The sequence below is a fragment of the Mesorhizobium sp. NZP2234 genome, from assembly GCF_013170765.1.
Lineage (GTDB): Bacteria > Pseudomonadota > Alphaproteobacteria > Rhizobiales > Rhizobiaceae > Mesorhizobium > Mesorhizobium loti_D.
In genome coordinates this window covers 3,041,024-3,055,518 of record NZ_CP033364.1, presented here as the reverse complement: position 1 = coordinate 3,055,518, position 14,495 = coordinate 3,041,024, and the positions used below count along the sequence as shown (strand labels likewise).

At 65.8% G+C, this 14,495-nt stretch carries 13 protein-coding genes; 5 read left to right on the top strand and 8 right to left on the bottom strand.

Features of this window, described 5'->3' with window-relative positions:
• The first annotated feature begins 7 nt into the window (after positions 1–7).
• On the top strand, positions 8–334 hold the full coding sequence (locus EB230_RS15005; protein WP_056571336.1) for a DUF1294 domain-containing protein: 327 nt from the start codon (positions 8–10) through the stop codon (positions 332–334).
• A 58-nt stretch (positions 335–392) separates the two neighbouring features.
• On the opposite strand, the gene EB230_RS15000 is transcribed toward EB230_RS15005, so the two are convergent.
• Both EB230_RS15000 and EB230_RS32970 read right to left on the bottom strand, forming a co-directional pair.
• Complete coding sequence (locus EB230_RS15000) at positions 393–1,826, bottom strand: deoxyribodipyrimidine photo-lyase (protein WP_056571334.1); 1,434 nt, start codon at positions 1,824–1,826, stop codon at positions 393–395.
• Entirely contained in the window at positions 1,799–1,930 is a 132-nt protein-coding gene (locus tag EB230_RS32970) for a hypothetical protein (RefSeq protein WP_274534574.1), read from the bottom strand. Before EB230_RS32970 ends, EB230_RS15000 begins: the two co-directional genes overlap by 28 nt.
• A gap of 908 nt (positions 1,931–2,838) precedes the next feature.
• Between EB230_RS32970 and EB230_RS14995 the strand changes: the two genes are divergently transcribed.
• Positions 2,839–3,861, top strand: coding sequence for an aminopeptidase (locus tag EB230_RS14995; protein ID WP_056571330.1), 1,023 nt, complete (start codon positions 2,839–2,841; stop codon positions 3,859–3,861).
• Positions 3,862–3,943: 82 nt separating this feature from the next.
• On the opposite strand, the gene EB230_RS14990 is transcribed toward EB230_RS14995, so the two are convergent.
• Positions 3,944–5,488, bottom strand: coding sequence for an alpha/beta hydrolase (locus EB230_RS14990; RefSeq protein ID WP_056571328.1), 1,545 nt, complete (start codon positions 5,486–5,488; stop codon positions 3,944–3,946).
• Between the two features lie 218 nt (positions 5,489–5,706).
• Here EB230_RS14990 and EB230_RS14985 point away from each other — a divergent pair, with 218 nt between their 5' ends.
• On the top strand, positions 5,707–6,351 hold the full coding sequence (locus tag EB230_RS14985; protein WP_056571326.1) for a class I SAM-dependent methyltransferase: 645 nt from the start codon (positions 5,707–5,709) through the stop codon (positions 6,349–6,351).
• Positions 6,352–6,391: 40 nt separating this feature from the next.
• Here the strand turns inward: EB230_RS14985 and EB230_RS14980 are convergent, their stop codons facing one another.
• From EB230_RS14980 to EB230_RS14970, 3 genes are all read right to left on the bottom strand, one after another.
• Positions 6,392–7,210 carry a hypothetical protein gene (locus EB230_RS14980; protein ID WP_155772442.1) on the bottom strand — a complete coding sequence of 273 codons (819 nt, stop codon included), beginning with the start codon at positions 7,208–7,210 and terminating at the stop codon, positions 6,392–6,394.
• Between the two features lie 7 nt (positions 7,211–7,217).
• Complete coding sequence (locus tag EB230_RS14975) at positions 7,218–8,720, bottom strand: ATP-binding protein (RefSeq protein ID WP_056571322.1); 1,503 nt, start codon at positions 8,718–8,720, stop codon at positions 7,218–7,220.
• Between the two features lie 317 nt (positions 8,721–9,037).
• On the bottom strand, positions 9,038–9,697 hold the full coding sequence (locus tag EB230_RS14970) for a glutathione S-transferase family protein (RefSeq protein WP_056572111.1): 660 nt from the start codon (positions 9,695–9,697) through the stop codon (positions 9,038–9,040).
• A gap of 175 nt (positions 9,698–9,872) precedes the next feature.
• Between EB230_RS14970 and EB230_RS14965 the strand changes: the two genes are divergently transcribed.
• Positions 9,873–10,181, top strand: coding sequence for a hypothetical protein (locus EB230_RS14965; protein ID WP_056571320.1), 309 nt, complete (start codon positions 9,873–9,875; stop codon positions 10,179–10,181).
• Between the two features lie 586 nt (positions 10,182–10,767).
• A complete protein-coding gene (locus EB230_RS14960; RefSeq protein ID WP_245303353.1) occupies positions 10,768–12,882 on the top strand; it encodes an alpha/beta fold hydrolase in 2,115 nt (704 codons plus the stop codon).
• Here the strand turns inward: EB230_RS14960 and EB230_RS14955 are convergent.
• Together EB230_RS14955 and EB230_RS14950 are read right to left on the bottom strand one after the other, a co-directional pair.
• Complete coding sequence (locus EB230_RS14955) at positions 12,860–13,690, bottom strand: aldo/keto reductase (protein ID WP_056571318.1); 831 nt, start codon at positions 13,688–13,690, stop codon at positions 12,860–12,862. The two genes, EB230_RS14960 and EB230_RS14955, sit on opposite strands and share 23 nt — an antisense overlap.
• 143 nt (positions 13,691–13,833) lie before the next feature.
• On the bottom strand, positions 13,834–14,466 hold the full coding sequence (locus EB230_RS14950; protein WP_056571316.1) for a PQQ-binding-like beta-propeller repeat protein: 633 nt from the start codon (positions 14,464–14,466) through the stop codon (positions 13,834–13,836).
• Between the last annotated feature and the right edge of the window lie 29 nt (positions 14,467–14,495).

Sequence of the window (14,495 nt, the reverse complement as noted above, 5' to 3'; positions counted from 1 at the left end):
GGAGCGCATGCCGGGCCAGTTCACAATCGGTGTCGTCGGCTACGTCCTGGCGGTAAACCTGCTGGCACACGCCGCCATGGCGTTCAACAAGTCCAGGGCCAGGAACGGTTTACAACGCATTCCCGAGGCGACGCTTCTGACCCTTGCCATGATCGGCGGCGGCATCGGAACCATGATCGCGCAGCAAACGATCCGGCACAAGACGCGCAAGGAGCCGTTCCGCTCCACGCTCGTTGTCATCGCCCTGCTCCAACTCCTCGCCCTGATCGCGCTTATAGTCGGATTGCTCACGACGGGATCGCCCGAAGCGCTCTGGCAATTCCTTACGTCGTGACGGCCGCTTATCCGCGGATTGTCGGGGCGCGGCATGTCCCGTTTCGACTTGATGCGCTTCAGCCTTCTCGCGTGCCGCGATACATTTCCAGGGCTCGGTCCCTGGCCATGGCGTGGTCCACGATCGGTGACGGATAGTCCTTTCCGAGGCAAAGCCCGCAATCCCTGAGGACGGCTGCCGGCGCTTCGAAGGGGCGATGGATGTAGCGGTCGGGCAGCCTGGCCAGTTCGGGAACATAGCGCCTGATGTAGCTGCCTTGCGGATCGAACTTTTCGCCCTGCAGCACGGGATTGAAGATGCGGAAATAGGGCGCGGCGTCGGCGCCCGATCCGGCCACCCATTGCCAGCTTGCCGGATTGCTGGCGGCGTCCGCGTCCACCAGCGTGTCCCAGAACCAGTCCTCGCCGGTGCGCCAGTCGATCAGCAGGTCCTTGACCAGGAAGGATGCCGCGATCATGCGCACGCGGTTGTGCATCCAGCCGGTCTGCCACAGCTCGCGCATGCCGGCATCGACGATCGGATAGCCGGTCAGTCCGCGCTGCCAGGCCTTCAGCGCAGCGGGCGCGCTTTGCCATTCGAAGGCTTCGAAGGCCGGGCGAAAATTCTCCTTGTGCAGGCGCGGCCGGTTGAACAGCAGATGGTAGGAGAACTCGCGCCAGCCGACTTCCTTGCGGAAGGTGTCGGCGTCCTTGCCGCGCCTGCGCCGCAGCGCCGCCATGATCTGGAAAGGCGTTATCTCGCCATGCGCCAGATGCGGCGACAGGCCCGACGTGCCATCAATGCCGGGCAGGTCGCGGTTCTCGGCGTAGTTGTCGAGGCCATCCTCGACAAACCGCGCCAGCCTTTCCCCCGCGCCCTGTTCGCCGGGCTGCCAGCGTTGTGCGAGGCCCGACGACCAATCCGGATGCCTTGGCAGAAACCCGAACGCGTCGAGCCTGTCGGAGGCAAGCTTGCCCTTCCATCCCGTGAGCGAGGCCGGCGCATCGATCGGATCGCGCACATCGTCCTCGGCCAGCCTTCTGTAGAAGGGCGTGAACACCTTGTAGAAATCGCCGGATTGCGTGGCGAGGCGTGACGGCTCGTGCAGCAGGAACCCGTCATGGCTTTTCGCTTCCAGCCCTTGCTCGCGCAGGCCGGACTTCAGCGCCTTGTCGGCATCGATGCCGGCTGGAGAATACCGGCGATTCCAGTACACGGCGCCCGCCCCCGTCTCCTTGACGGCCTCGGCCACGATCTTCTCAGTCGCCCCCCGCCGCAGGAAAAGCTTGCCGCCAAGCTGCTCCAGCGACCGCTCCAGCGCCGCAAGCGAATGGTGCAGCCACCAACGGCTGGCTCCCCCAAGCGGCCGCGCGTCCTTCCCGCTCTCATCCAAAATGAAAAGCGGCACGACCGGCCTGCCCGCAGCGCCCGCCGCCGCCAGCGCCCCATTGTCCGCAACACGCAGATCGTCCCTGAACAGGACGATTATCGGGCCTGCTTGATTTCGCTCCAAACCTGCTCCTTCCAGACAAAAGAAATGGCAACCAGCGATGCGAGGCAGCCCTGCGACAGCCACCGGCTTGAAAACATGCCGGCGTCGTCGATGTCCTTCATCATCTAGAGCGCCGGCCGGTCAGTGACCAGCACGATTGCGGTGTGGGAGGTTTCGGCGGGCGCTGTGTCGAGACGGGGGAGAAGGCCGTGGTGGGCGGCGCGTCCATCTAAGCTGCTGCGCCAGCTTTTGCCCGTACCGGCGAAGGTGGCCACTGCGATAAAGATAGGGATCATCGAATAGATATGTCGTTAGCGCTGCGTAGTGGACGATCGCCGCTCCCAAGCCTCATTTCCCTGCCGGAATGTCTTCCGAACCACGACATGCCGTCAATGGTGCCAGTGAACAGAGCGGGCAGCTACCAAGCTCAGTGAAATCTTGCGATGGTACGTTGCCATCGTAACGCCGCCGAAAAGCGCCGGTTGAAGCAAAGAATTACGTGACCAAATTACGGTGACAGACAGCGCACTCTTTACGTCGCCTGTCGGCCAATCACCCACCCCGCACCATCCCTCCACCAACACCCCCTGCTCACCCGCCCAGAACCAGTGGTCCTCCGCCTCCACCTCGACAAACCGCGCCTCGGCTATCCTGCCCGCCAGATACCGCCCCGGCTTCCACCCGCACCGCCGGTCACCTCTGCGGTGCAGCACCAGCGTCTTGGCCGAGACTTTTGACAGCAGCGGGCGGACATCGGCGTCGCGCAGCGCTTGCGGCAGGCAGGCGACTGCGGCGGCCCTAGGGAGGCGGAGCGCCAAGCGCGCCTGGCGGTCGGCGACGACGCCCGGCGCAAAAGTTTCGCCTGGCCGCCTGCCAGTCCTGCCAGTTCGAAAGTCCGACCTGTTGCCCCCGCCAGCTCTTGACGAAAATCGGTGCGCCTGACACGAGGGCAAATGAGCATTCGCGCCATGGACGACAAGCAGGCGGTGGGCAAGCTGTGAAGCGTTTTTTTCGATTGCTTGCCGCTGTGGTGATGGCGTCCGGCGTGGCCGGGTGCACCAGCGTTTCCTACTACGCGCAGTCGCTGGAAGGCCATGTGCGGATCATGGCGGCGCGCGAAAATGTCGGCAGGCTCATCCACGATCCCTCGACGCCGGAGGTATTGCGCGCCAAGTTGACGTCGGCGAGCGCCATACGCCGCTTTGCCACGGACGAGCTGGCGCTGCCCGACAACAGCAGCTATCGAAGCTATGTCGACATCGGCCGGGACAATGTGACCTTTGCCGTTTTTGCCGCGCCGCAATTCTCGCTCACGCCCATGACATGGTGCTTTCCGGTCTTCGGCTGCGTTCCGTACCGGGGTTACTTTTCCCAGAAATCAGCGGCTGAAAGTGCCGGCGACCTGCGGCGGAAGGGGCTGGACGTTTACGTTTCGGGCGTCACCGCCTATTCCACGCTGGGCTGGTTCAGCGACCCGCTGCTCAGCACCATGCTGCGTCAGGACGACACCTATATTGCGAGCCTCATCTTCCATGAGCTGGCGCATCAGAAAATCTATGTGAACAACGACTCCGCGTTCAACGAGGCGTTCGCGGTCGCCGTCGAAACCAGCGGCGTGAGGAAATGGCTGCGGGTCACCGGCAATCGCGCCGGATTGCGCCGCTACGAAGCCGGCCGCAAGCGCAGCGCGGATTTTCTCGGACTGATCGCGCAAACGCGCGACGAGTTGCGGCAGGTCTATGGAAGTCCCCGCGCGCCCCAACAGATGGCTGCCGCCAAGACAGCCACGATCGACAAGCTGCGGGTGCGCTACCGGCAGATGCGCGACGGGCGCTGGGCCGGATACCGCGGATACGACGCCTGGTTCAACAGCCCCATCAACAACGCAAAGCTCGCCGCGACGTCCGTCTATGGCGAGCAGGTCCCGGCGTTCCTTCGCCTGTATGATTTGTGCTCCGGCGACTATCCAAGGTTCTACGCTTCCGTTCGGCGCATCGCGGCCTTGCCTCAGCCTTCCCGTGCGGAGGCGCTGAGGACCGCGACGACGTGTAATTGACGTCGGCGAGTACGGCGGCCGGCCTAGCAAGCTCGGCCTCGACCAATGCCTGATATGGCCGACACGCGCGCAAGCGGGGCCCTCACCGTCCGCCCGCCATCGCCGCGATCGTCTCCAGCAGCGCCCGCTGCTCCCCCACCCAGAACCAGTGATCCTCACCCTCCACCTCGACAAACCGGGCTCCCGCGATCCGCGCGGCCAGGTACCGCCCGGCCTCGATGCGCACGGCGTGGTCGCCGGCGCGGTGCAGGACCAGCGTCCTGGCCGAGACTTTTGACAGCAGCGGCCGCACATCGGCATCGCGCAGCGCCCGCAGCAGGCCCGCCACCGCGCCGGGACTGGAGGCGGCCCTGAGCAGGCCGGCCCACCAGGCACGCGCCTGGCGGTCCTGGGCGACGCTGGGCGCGAAGGTCTCGATTTCCGCCGGGCCGCCCCAGCCGGCAAGCAGGCGCCGCTGCCACAGATCGTATTGCGCCGATGTCAGCGCGAAGGGGTAGTCCGGCGCGTGGCTGCCCTTGGCGAGCGAACCCCACAGAACCAGGCCGGTCAGGCGGTCGGGGTGGTCGACGGCAAAACGGATGCAGCCCGGCCCGCCTTCCGAGGCGCCGACCAGCAAGGCTTTGCGGCTGCCGGCCGCGTTCATCACCGCCAGAATGTCGCGCGCCGTCGCCTCGACGGTCGGGCGGGCGCCGACCCGGTCGGACAGGCCCATGCCGCGCCGGTCGAACAGGATCAGACGGCCGAGGCGCGACACCGCGCTGAGCCAGGCGCGGCAGCTCCTGTCTTCCCAGATCCGCTCGACATGCGAGATGAAGCCCGGCACCAGCACGATGTCGGCCGGGCCGCCGCCGACGGTCTGGTAGGCGACATGGATGCCGTCCACCTCGACATAGCGGGTCCTGGGCATCTCCAGTTCGGGGTCGGGCATCGGCGCGCGCAGCAGGGCGAGCGTGGCCGGGTCCGGCGCCACACCGAGTTCGTCGCGCAGCAGCCGCGTGCAGGTTTCGCCCTGGCGCTCGGCCGCCGCCCTGTCGCCGGCCGCCAGATGGGCGCGGATGAGGTGGCGGTGCGCGCTTTCGCTCAGCGGGTCGAGCGCGGCAAGCCGCGTGGCGTGCGGGACAGCGCCGCGCGCATCACCGCCGGCGATCCTGGCTTCCACCAGCCGCTCCAGCGCCTGCACCAGCCGGCTGCGCAAGGCCTCGCGCCGGAAGAACACCCATTCCTCGAATTCGGGACAGTCCGGCAGCGAGAAGCCGGCGAGGTAGTCGCTGGTGTAGAGGCCGGCGGCCGCGTCGAGCAGTCCGGCGTCGCAAGCATGGTCGAAGGCCCGGGAATCGGCCTCGACCGAGAGCGCCGGGCGCAGGCTCAGCGATGCCGCGTTGGCGACGATGATCTCCTCACCGAAGGCGACGCGGATCTTGTAGAGCGTGCGCCGCAGGCGGGCGCGGGCGGCTTCCACGTCGGCCTCGGGCCACAGCAGCGTGGCGGCGACGTCGCGCGCCACCGGCCCACCGGCCTCGGCGAGGTAGATGACGAGCGCGGCCGCCTTGCGCAGGGCGAGCTCCACCCGCCGGCCGTCCAGCCGGAACTCCGGAAACCCCAGCAATCTGAGTTGTATCAGCTCCATCGATCCGCACGCGGCCGCGCAACGATGCCGAGAGGACGTTGAGGGGACGCCGGCCATCTATCCATCCCCGCGACGTCGGGCCAATGGGGCCCGATCAGGAGACTCCCTTGGAGCGAGAAATGTCACCGGTCAATACGTCAAGCCATCGCATGTCGGAACCGCTTGCTGGCGGCGGCACCCCTGCCGTCGCCGCCAACACCGGGCACGGAGGCTGAGCCATGTGCCAGACCTGCCTCTCCTGGTACGCGCGCTGCGTTGCCCCCTACCTCGTCCACGCCGGCTGTTCGGCCGGCGCCTTCGCGCGGATGCGCCGGCGTGTGATCCCGCGCGCAAAGGGGATTGTCGTCGAGGTTGGCTTCGGGTCCGGCCTCAACCTTCCCTATTACGACCCCGCCAAGGTGGAATGGCTGATCGGCGTCGATCCCGACGGCACGATGCTCGGCCTTGCCGGTCCCAGGAGCCGTGCCTTGCCATTCCGGGTCGAGTGCCTGCGGGCGAGTGGCGAAAGCCTGCCACTGGCCGATGGCCTCGCCGACACGGTCGTCGTCACCTATGCCTTCTGCACCATCCCGGACCCCGAGGCGGCGCTCGGCGAAATCCGGCGTATCCTGAAGCCGACGGGCCAGCTGATCTTCATCGAGCACGGCCAGGCCGAGGGAAAGTGGTGCCGCAGCTGGCAACGGCGCCTCAACGAGCTGTGGGGGCGCCTCGCCGGCGGCTGTCACCTCGACCGCGATCCGCTCAGCCTGATCCGCGCCGCCGGCTTCAGCCTCACCGAACAGCAGCACGGGCGTTTCGCCCTGCCCTTCTGGCAATTGGGCAGCCATCACGCCGGCATTGCGGCGCCCCCCGCGGCGGCTTGATGGGCGGGTGACGTCAAGCTTGCCGGCGTCCGCCCACCTCTCACCAAAAACCCACCAGCGACCTCAGTATCGCCGCGGGACCAATCGCCTTCCGGCAGGTTTTGCGGAATCCGGCCCGGCCCGTCGCCTCGAGCACGTCATCGTCGATGTCGCGCAGGATGCGGCGCGCATTGCGCCATCCGATCCTGGCAAGCGCCGATGCCAGGTCCGCGCGCGCGGGATCGAACGGGCCCTGATTGGCGGCCGGATCGGCGGGCCGGTCGATGTCATTGCTTGCGCCAATCGCATAGCGGGGGACCATCACCGGGGCGCCGGCGTCGAAAGGCGAGGCAAGATCGAGAAAACGCGACATCGAACTCAGGCAAAGGGCCGGCGTGGAAACGAGCTGCTCATAACAGACGAAATGCACCGGCGCCCCGGTGCGGCGCAGGGCTTCCATGGCAAAATAGAACTGGTTCCAGTAGTCGGCAGGGTTGCGGAACCTGTACTTCATCTGCTTCGGTTGCGTGAAATCCTGCCTGATTTCCAAAGGCCTGTTCAGGAACGGACCGAGATGTCTGGCCGGCCTGAAAATACTATCGTTCCTGGTGAAACGGAACCATGACAGAAGCTGGGTAACCGGGTCCTTGCTCATCACGATGATGGGCAAGCCGCCATATCCGAGCTCGCGTCCGCTCATCAGCGCCGGAAATATGCCATGTTTCCAAAAGCCCTGGTCGAAGACGACAGGCATGCCGAGATGCGTTTCGACCAGGTGCTTGGCGAGATTTGTGCCGGATCTCGGCGTTCCCATGATGCGCACCCGGGCGGCATTGCCGCCGGGCTGCCTCTGTGATCCGTCGGGGGCTGAACGCGTCATGGCCGTCTCACAGTGCCAGGCTCCCCTGCTCCGCCTCCTCGGCATTGGGATCGCCGGGCGCCGTGGCCCAGGCGAGTTCGACCAGCGTCACCGTGCGCTTTCCCGTGCCGTCGAGCTGGCAGACGATGAGGCCCTGCTCCTCGATATAGGTCAGGAGGCGCCGGGCGCGGCGCAGCGAGTGCGAACCATAGGCGCGCGCGATCGCGGCGTCGCTCGGGCACGGCCAGCCCTCCTTCGCCGCACGCGCGATCATCATGAACACGCCTTGCATGTCGTCGGGCAGCAGCGACGCGCGGACCGAAACGTCCCGCCACGCGTCATCCTGCGTCGTCTCGGAGCCGAGGCCGGCGCGCGCGCGCGTCAGCATGCGGCGGAACTCCGGCAGATCCGGCACCACCGAGGCGAGGCCCTCGATGCGGCAGCGCACCACGAATTCCTGGTAGAGCACGCCGATGACGCGGAAACCCGCGTCGGGTTGCGCAAGAATGGCGCTCAGCACGCGGTCGACCCGTTCGCGCCGATCGGCCAGGTCCTCGGCGCTGATTTGCGGCTCCGCCGGTTCGGGGCGGATTTCCAGCGCCGCCGACTTCGCCGCCATCAGCTGGTCGAGCAGGTCCGGCGACGCCACACGGCGCTGCGCGCGTACCGCCTCGGGCGGCGGTGCCGCCAGGATAATGGCGCGGGCGTCCTCCAGTGCCGCTTCCGGCAGCGGCATCAGCCGCGGCGTGCCGTTGCGCGGGCTGGTGTCGGTCGGCCCGATACGCAGGCCGAGCGGCCGGCGCGACAGCGCCGGCCCCAGCGCCATGAACTGCCCGCGCTCCAGATCGCGAAAGGCTTCCGCCTGGCGCCGCTCCATGCCGAGCAGATCGGCGGCGCGCGCCATGTCGATGTCGAGGAAAGTCCGGCCCATGAGGAAATTCGACGCTTCCGCCGCGACGTTCTTGGCGAGCTTGGCCAGGCGCTGCGTGGCGATGATGCCGGCCAGCCCGCGCTTGCGGCCACGGCACATCAGATTGGTCATGGCGCCAAGCGAAAGCTTGCGCGCCTCGTCGGAAACCTCGCCGGCCACAGCCGGCGCGAACAGCTGCGCCTCGTCCACCACCACCAGCATCGGGTACCAATGGTCGCGGGCGACCTCGAACAACCCGCCGAGGAAGGCGGCGGCGCGCCGCATCTGGTTCTCCGCGTCGAGCCCTTCGAGGTTGAGCACGGTGGAGACGCGGTGGATGCGTGCCCGCTCGCCGGCCGCCTGCAGGCCGCGCTCGGTATGCTCCTCGGCATCGATCACCAGATGGCCGTAGCGCTCGCCGAGCGAGACGAAGTCGCCTTCGGGATCGATGATCGTCTGCTGCACCCAGGGCGCGCTCTGTTCCAGGAGCCGGCGCAGGAGATGCGACTTGCCGGAGCCGGAATTGCCCTGCACCAGAAGGCGGGTCGCCAGCAGTTCCTCGAGATCGAGGTTCGCTGGGGCGCCCGCCGTGGTGTGTCCCATCTCGATCGCAACGGTCATGTCTCGACTCAATAAGGTCTCCTGCGCGGCATGGGGCTTACCAACCCAGGCGCTGCCCGTCGAGCACTGATGGCCGACTGCCCGGCGTTGCACACAGTTGCGAGAGACGGTGAAGGCCGGGCGAAGAGCGTGCCATCGCCCCGCCGGCCTGTGGATAGTAACCGCTCATTCACCATGGGCGGGCGTTCCGATTGAAGATGCCGGTCATCCGTCTAGCCTGACCCTGCATCGAGCCCCAACGAGATGCACCCAACGCCCCAAATGGCGGCCGGCGTCTTCAAGTTCCCTCTCCGTATGCGCCGGCCGTCGGTTTCACCTTACATCGTCACTTCCGCACCTTGCCCCGGCACCGGCGGCAATTCGGGCGCGTCGAGCGCGTTGAACGGATCGCGCCAGGCCTCGATGCCTTCAAGCCGGCGGTACCACCCGGCAAGCCCGGGATAATCACCGAGCGGCAGCCTCCCGACATCGTTGAAGGGCAGGAACGTTGCCATGCGGAAGTCGGCATAGGAGACCCGATCCCCGACCAGCCATTGCCGGCCCGCGAGTGCGGCCTGAAGGATCGCGGCCATCTTGTGGAACAGACCCAACCCCTCCTCGACCAGCTGATGGTCGATCGGGCCCAGATGATAGCGCTGCTTGGTGCCACGCTCGAAATGCACCATGTCGCAGGCCCTGGCGAAATTCTCCTTGCCCCAGCTCAGCCAGCGGATCATCTCCGGTTCGTCATCGCCGGAGCGCCAGAAATCCGAACGCATGTCGCGCGACAGCCGGCAGGCTATGGCGTCGGTCTCCCACAGGCTGCCGCCCGGCCAGGCCAGTATGGGAAGGGAAAGATTGGGATTGAGCGGCCGAAATCGTTCCGCTTGCCCCGGCGCGAAGGGCGACGCGAATTCGAAGGCCACCCCCGCCTTGAGGTGACGCGCCACCGCGACCGCCAGGCGCGGATTGGGGTTGCGGCTGAAATACAGTTTCATTTCGCCCGCGGCCGGCACCGGCTCGACCTTGTCACTCATGAATGCCTCTCCTTGTCCTGGCCAACGTCGCCAGACCAAGGACGAAAGCGGACGGTGCAATCCGACAAAGTTTGGGTTGACCGGCCCCGATGGCGAGGCGACACTTCCCATAGCACCAAAGGCAGGAGGAAATGCGATGGACGAGCCCGAACGGTGGCGCCACATGTCGACAGCGCCCAAGGACGGCAGCCGGATCCTGGTCACGGTGCGCCCCTCCGAACAGGGCCCGGCGGAAGTCGACCTCGCCTATTGGTCGCGCGGCGACCAGTTCGCCGGGGAAGGCTGGCGGGCGTCGGATTCCTCGCCCGGCCGCGTCGTCGAATATGCCGAGCCGGAGCTGAAATGCTGGATGCCCCTGCCCTCGGCCAATCTCAGCCGGGGCGGCTCGATGCCTGCCCCCTGGCAAGGCGACGATGCGCAACAGTTGGACGGTTCGGGGATTTGACGCCGCTTCATCGTCGCGATACCCCAGGGAGAAAGCGGGGAGCTTCGCCATCCACGTCAGGAGTGCAGCGGCGGTGCTGGCCTTCTTTCAAACGCCGGCCAAACAGGCGCACGACGATCCGCGCTGTCGATAGCACCAATGGCTCGAGGGCCTTCCCCCAATCAGTCCTGGATATCGCCAATGCCCGGCTGGCTTTTTGCCGTTCGAGGTAGCGTTCAAGCGCGATGCCGTGGCGCAACCCTGCTGGCGCGGGCGCCGGATAGAAGTCCGGCCGTGAGCCATCATCGAGCCGAAACGGCCAATCAGTTGACCTTGAGGGCAGCATGGCATCCTCCCGAGGTTGCTCCCGTCGGCAAACTGTCGGCTGCCTGCGTGACGAAGCAGATGAAAGCCGCGTGATGGAATCGTGAAAAACGGCGCTCTTGGCAGATGGCGGTTGAAATAGAGGCCGCTACACCGGACAATCGCGTTCGACACGTGGCTGGGGCGGGATCCGATGACGGGGCCTCATCTTTATCTTCTGGGCGGTTTCGACTTTGCCGGTGTCGGGGCCGTGGTCCCGGCCTTCAGCCGCAAGGCGCGGGCGATGATGGCTTATCTCGCGCTGCAAGCGGGCCATTCGCAGTCGCGCGAGAAGCTCGCGACACTGCTTTGGAGCGCCAACAGCGAGGCACAGGCCCGGATGAGCCTCAGACAGGCGGTGTCGGCCACGAGGAAAGCCCTGCAGGCGTCCGGCGGCCGCCTCCTGACCGACGGTGACAACGTCGTCCTCCATCTCGATGAACTTGATTTCGATGTCGCCCGGTTCGAGGCACTGGCCGCCAGTTCAACGGCTGCGGATCTCGAACAGGCGCTTCTCGTCTATCGAGGCGACCTGCTCGAAGGATTTGGGCTGAAGGAAGAGCCCTTCGAAGACTGGCTGCGGGTCGAGCGCGAGGGCCTGAGGGCGATGGCGGTCGCGGCGCTGGACAGGCTCGTTGCGCACTACTCGGCGCTCGATCCGGCATCATGTGTACGTGCTGCAACGCGTTTGCTGACCATGGAGCCCCTGCGGGAAGACATCCACCGAGCCCTGATGCGAGCCCTTGCCGCTCAGGGCCGGACCAATCTTGCGCTGAAACAATATGAAGATTGCCGTCGTGTGCTGCAGCGCGAGCTCAACCTGCAGCCCGAGCCGGAAACCCGTTCCCTGTACGAAGAGCTGCGAAGGCGCCGGATGGCGCCGCAAGTTCAGTCCAGGACGGCAGGCCCGGCCTCGCCGGCCGGGGCGTCACCAGCGACGCATGCCGACGAGCGGCCGGCATTCGGCGGCGAGCAGCAGCAGGCCTCGACCCACTATGCCAAATCGGCCGGGATCAACATCGCCTATCAGGTAACCGGCGATGGACCGATCGACCTGATCTATGTTCCAGGGTGGGTGTCCAACCTCGATCTTGCCTGGTCGTCGCCGCGGCTTTCGCGTGTGCTTCATCGCCTCGGCACCTTTTCGCGCCTGATCCGCATGGACAAGCGCGGCACAGGATTGTCAGACCGCAGCGTTGGTTTGCCGACCCTTGAGGAACGTATGGAAGACATGCGGGCGGTGCTGGATGCGGTCGGCTCGAAGCGAACAGTTTTGTTCGGCAGTTCCGAAGGCGGACCCATGTGCATGCTGTTCGCGGCGACCTATCCGGAGCGCACCGCGGCACTTGTGCTCAACGGAACCTATGCCAGGGGCACGTGGTCGAGGGACTACCCATGGGCAAGGACGAGCGAGCAGGTGGAAGAAGACTTGGCCGCTGTCGAAAGACAATGGGGCGAGCCTGCGGACATGAGCAATGCGGCACCGAGCCTGATGAATGACAGCTTCGAGAAAGAATGGTTCGCCGCGTATCTCAGGAATTCAGCCTCGCCCGCCGACGCCATCGCGCTCTGGCGCTGGGGGACAGAAATCGACGTACGTGACATTCTGCCTGCCATTCATGTTCCAGCACTGATCGTGCAGACCACCGGCGACCGCTGGGTAAACCCTGAAGAAGGACGCTACCTGGCGACGCACATCGAAGGCGCCAGATACATCGAACTCGCCGGCCGCGATCACGTGATCTGGGGCGAGAATTCCGATCGTCTCGTCGACGAGATCCAGTCCTTCGTTACCGGCACCCTGCCGGCGGCGCCAGACGAACGGATCCTGGTGTCGGTGCTGTTGCTGGAGATGGGTAACCCACCCTACTGTGACGGCGCGGATCTTGTCGAACGCCATACTGAAGAGATCCGTGCCCAATTGCTCACTGCCGAAGGCAGGCAGATCAGGCACTCGGAAAATAGATTTCTCGCCGTGTTCCAGAGGCCGACCCAGTCGATCCAGTGCGCCATCGCGATCCGTCATCGCCTGCGACAATCCGGCGTCGATATCCGCTGCGCGGTCCATACCGGCGAATGCGAGGAGCGCGGCGACGATCTTACGGGGATCGCGATCGAGCTGGCATCGCGGCTGCTCGATCATGCCGAACCGGGTGATATCATCGCATCGCGAACCGTGCGCGATCTCGTGGTCGGCTCCAGCCTGATATTCCAGGAGCGGGGCGACATCGAAGCAAGCGGCCTGCCGGGCATACTTTCGTTTTTCAGGGTCAGCGAATCGCCTTCAGACCCTGGGGCAGGACGTGCCCTCCTCTGTGAGGGAGAGCACGCGATCGTCAGAACAAGAACGACGCCGTAGCCGGGTTCGGTCCGTCGCGGCCGTCGGCCGAATCCATGCCGGCGATCGTCTTCAGGTCCTCTGCGTCCAGTTCGAAATCGAAGACATCGAAATTGGCCGTGATGCGGTCCTGGTGGATCGACTTCGGGATGACGATCAGCCCTTGCTGGAGGTGCCAGCGGATGATCGTCTGGGCGGCGGATTTGCCGTGCTTGCCGGCAATGCCCGCTATGGTCGGGTCGCTGAGCAGCCGGCCGCTGCCGAGCGGGCTCCAGCTTTCGGTATGGATGTCATGCAGGGCATGGAAATCCCTGAGCGCACGCTGCTGGAAGCGCGGGTGCAGTTCGATCTGGTTGGCCACCGGGACCACGCCGGTCTCGCCGATGATGCGCTCCAGGTGATCCCGGTTGAAATTCGAGACGCCGATCGATTTGATGCGGCCGGCCTGCTGCAGCTCGATCAAGGCCTTCCAGGCCTCGACATATTTGTCCTGGCTGGGTACCGGCCAGTGGATCAGGAACAAGTCGAGCTGCTCGATGCCGAGTTTCTTCATCGTGTCGTCGAAGGCGCGAAGGGCCGCATCGCGCTTATGCGCGCCGTTGCGCAGTTTCGAGGTGATGAACAGCTCGCTTCTCGGCACGCCGGCGGCGCGGATCGCCTCGCCGACGCCTTCCTCGTTCTGGTAGCCCTCGGCGGTGTCGATCAGCCGATACCCGGCCTTGATCGCCCAGCCCACCACTTGCGCGGTGATGCCGTGATCGACCTGCCAGACGCCAAGGCCAAGCTGCGGAATGGTGGCGCCGTCGTTCAGCGTGATCTGTTCGGGCATGGTCGATTCCTTTGCGAAGAGATGTCCGGGCGGTCGCCCAACGCAGCCTATCTAGGCGCGCGCCGGGGCGACGGCCAGTCACCGATGGACAAATTCGCGCGGCTCGACTTCGCGGCCCTGATGCCTCCGTCAGAGAAAGCGCCTCACTTCGGCCGGCGCACCGCTCGCACCACCCCGTCGGACGTGCTGCCGCAGTAGAGGCGCTCGCCGCCATCCGATTCCATCCCCGAGACACCGATGCCATCGGGCATGTCGAGCGTCTCCAGGACCTTGCCGGTTCTTGGATCAACGCGGCGCAGATCGCTCTGATCGCCTTCCCAGGTGGCGTGCCACAGCTCGCCGTCCACCCAGGTCACGCCGGTGACGAAGCGGTTGGATTCGATGGTGCGCAGGATTTTCCCGGTCTCGGGATCGATCTGGTGGATTTTGCGCTCGCGGTACTGCCCCACCCAGAGCGTGCCTTCGGCCCAGGTCAGCCCGGAATCGCGGCCGCCGCCGGGCGCCGGGATCGTGGCGAGCACCTTGCCTGTATCGGGATCGATCTTCTGGATGCGATCATTGGCGAGCTGGAAGAAATGCCGGCCGTCAAAGGCGGTGCCGGCATGTGCGGCGACATCGATCGACCGCAGCGTCTGCCCGCTTTGCGGATCGAAGGCATTGAGTTTTTCGCCCGAGGCAAACCAGACGTTCTCACCGTCAAAGCTCACCCCATGCACCCGCTCCACACCGGGAAAGGGTCCGTATTCGCGCAGGATCTCGGCCGCTGCATGTTTCATGTCTCTCTCCTCGCGTGATGGTGGAATGA

What these genes read in the sequence shown, in the direction of transcription:
- EB230_RS15005 (WP_056571336.1), top strand. Translation starts at nt 8, where the DNA reads ATGCCGGGCCAGTTCACAATCGGTGTCGTCGGCTACGTCCTGGCGGTA.
- EB230_RS32970 (WP_274534574.1), bottom strand. Translation starts at nt 1,930, where the DNA reads ATGATGAAGGACATCGACGACGCCGGCATGTTTTCAAGCCGGTGGCTG.
- EB230_RS14995 (WP_056571330.1), top strand. Translation starts at nt 2,839, where the DNA reads ATGGCGTCCGGCGTGGCCGGGTGCACCAGCGTTTCCTACTACGCGCAG.
- EB230_RS14990 (WP_056571328.1), bottom strand. Translation starts at nt 5,488, where the DNA reads ATGGAGCTGATACAACTCAGATTGCTGGGGTTTCCGGAGTTCCGGCTG.
- EB230_RS14985 (WP_056571326.1), top strand. Translation starts at nt 5,707, where the DNA reads ATGTGCCAGACCTGCCTCTCCTGGTACGCGCGCTGCGTTGCCCCCTAC.
- EB230_RS14980 (WP_155772442.1), bottom strand. Translation starts at nt 7,210, where the DNA reads ATGACGCGTTCAGCCCCCGACGGATCACAGAGGCAGCCCGGCGGCAAT.
- EB230_RS14975 (WP_056571322.1), bottom strand. Translation starts at nt 8,720, where the DNA reads ATGACCGTTGCGATCGAGATGGGACACACCACGGCGGGCGCCCCAGCG.
- EB230_RS14970 (WP_056572111.1), bottom strand. Translation starts at nt 9,697, where the DNA reads ATGAAACTGTATTTCAGCCGCAACCCCAATCCGCGCCTGGCGGTCGCG.
- EB230_RS14965 (WP_056571320.1), top strand. Translation starts at nt 9,873, where the DNA reads ATGGACGAGCCCGAACGGTGGCGCCACATGTCGACAGCGCCCAAGGAC.
- EB230_RS14960 (WP_245303353.1), top strand. Translation starts at nt 10,768, where the DNA reads ATGATGGCTTATCTCGCGCTGCAAGCGGGCCATTCGCAGTCGCGCGAG.
- EB230_RS14955 (WP_056571318.1), bottom strand. Translation starts at nt 13,690, where the DNA reads ATGCCCGAACAGATCACGCTGAACGACGGCGCCACCATTCCGCAGCTT.
- EB230_RS14950 (WP_056571316.1), bottom strand. Translation starts at nt 14,466, where the DNA reads ATGAAACATGCAGCGGCCGAGATCCTGCGCGAATACGGACCCTTTCCC.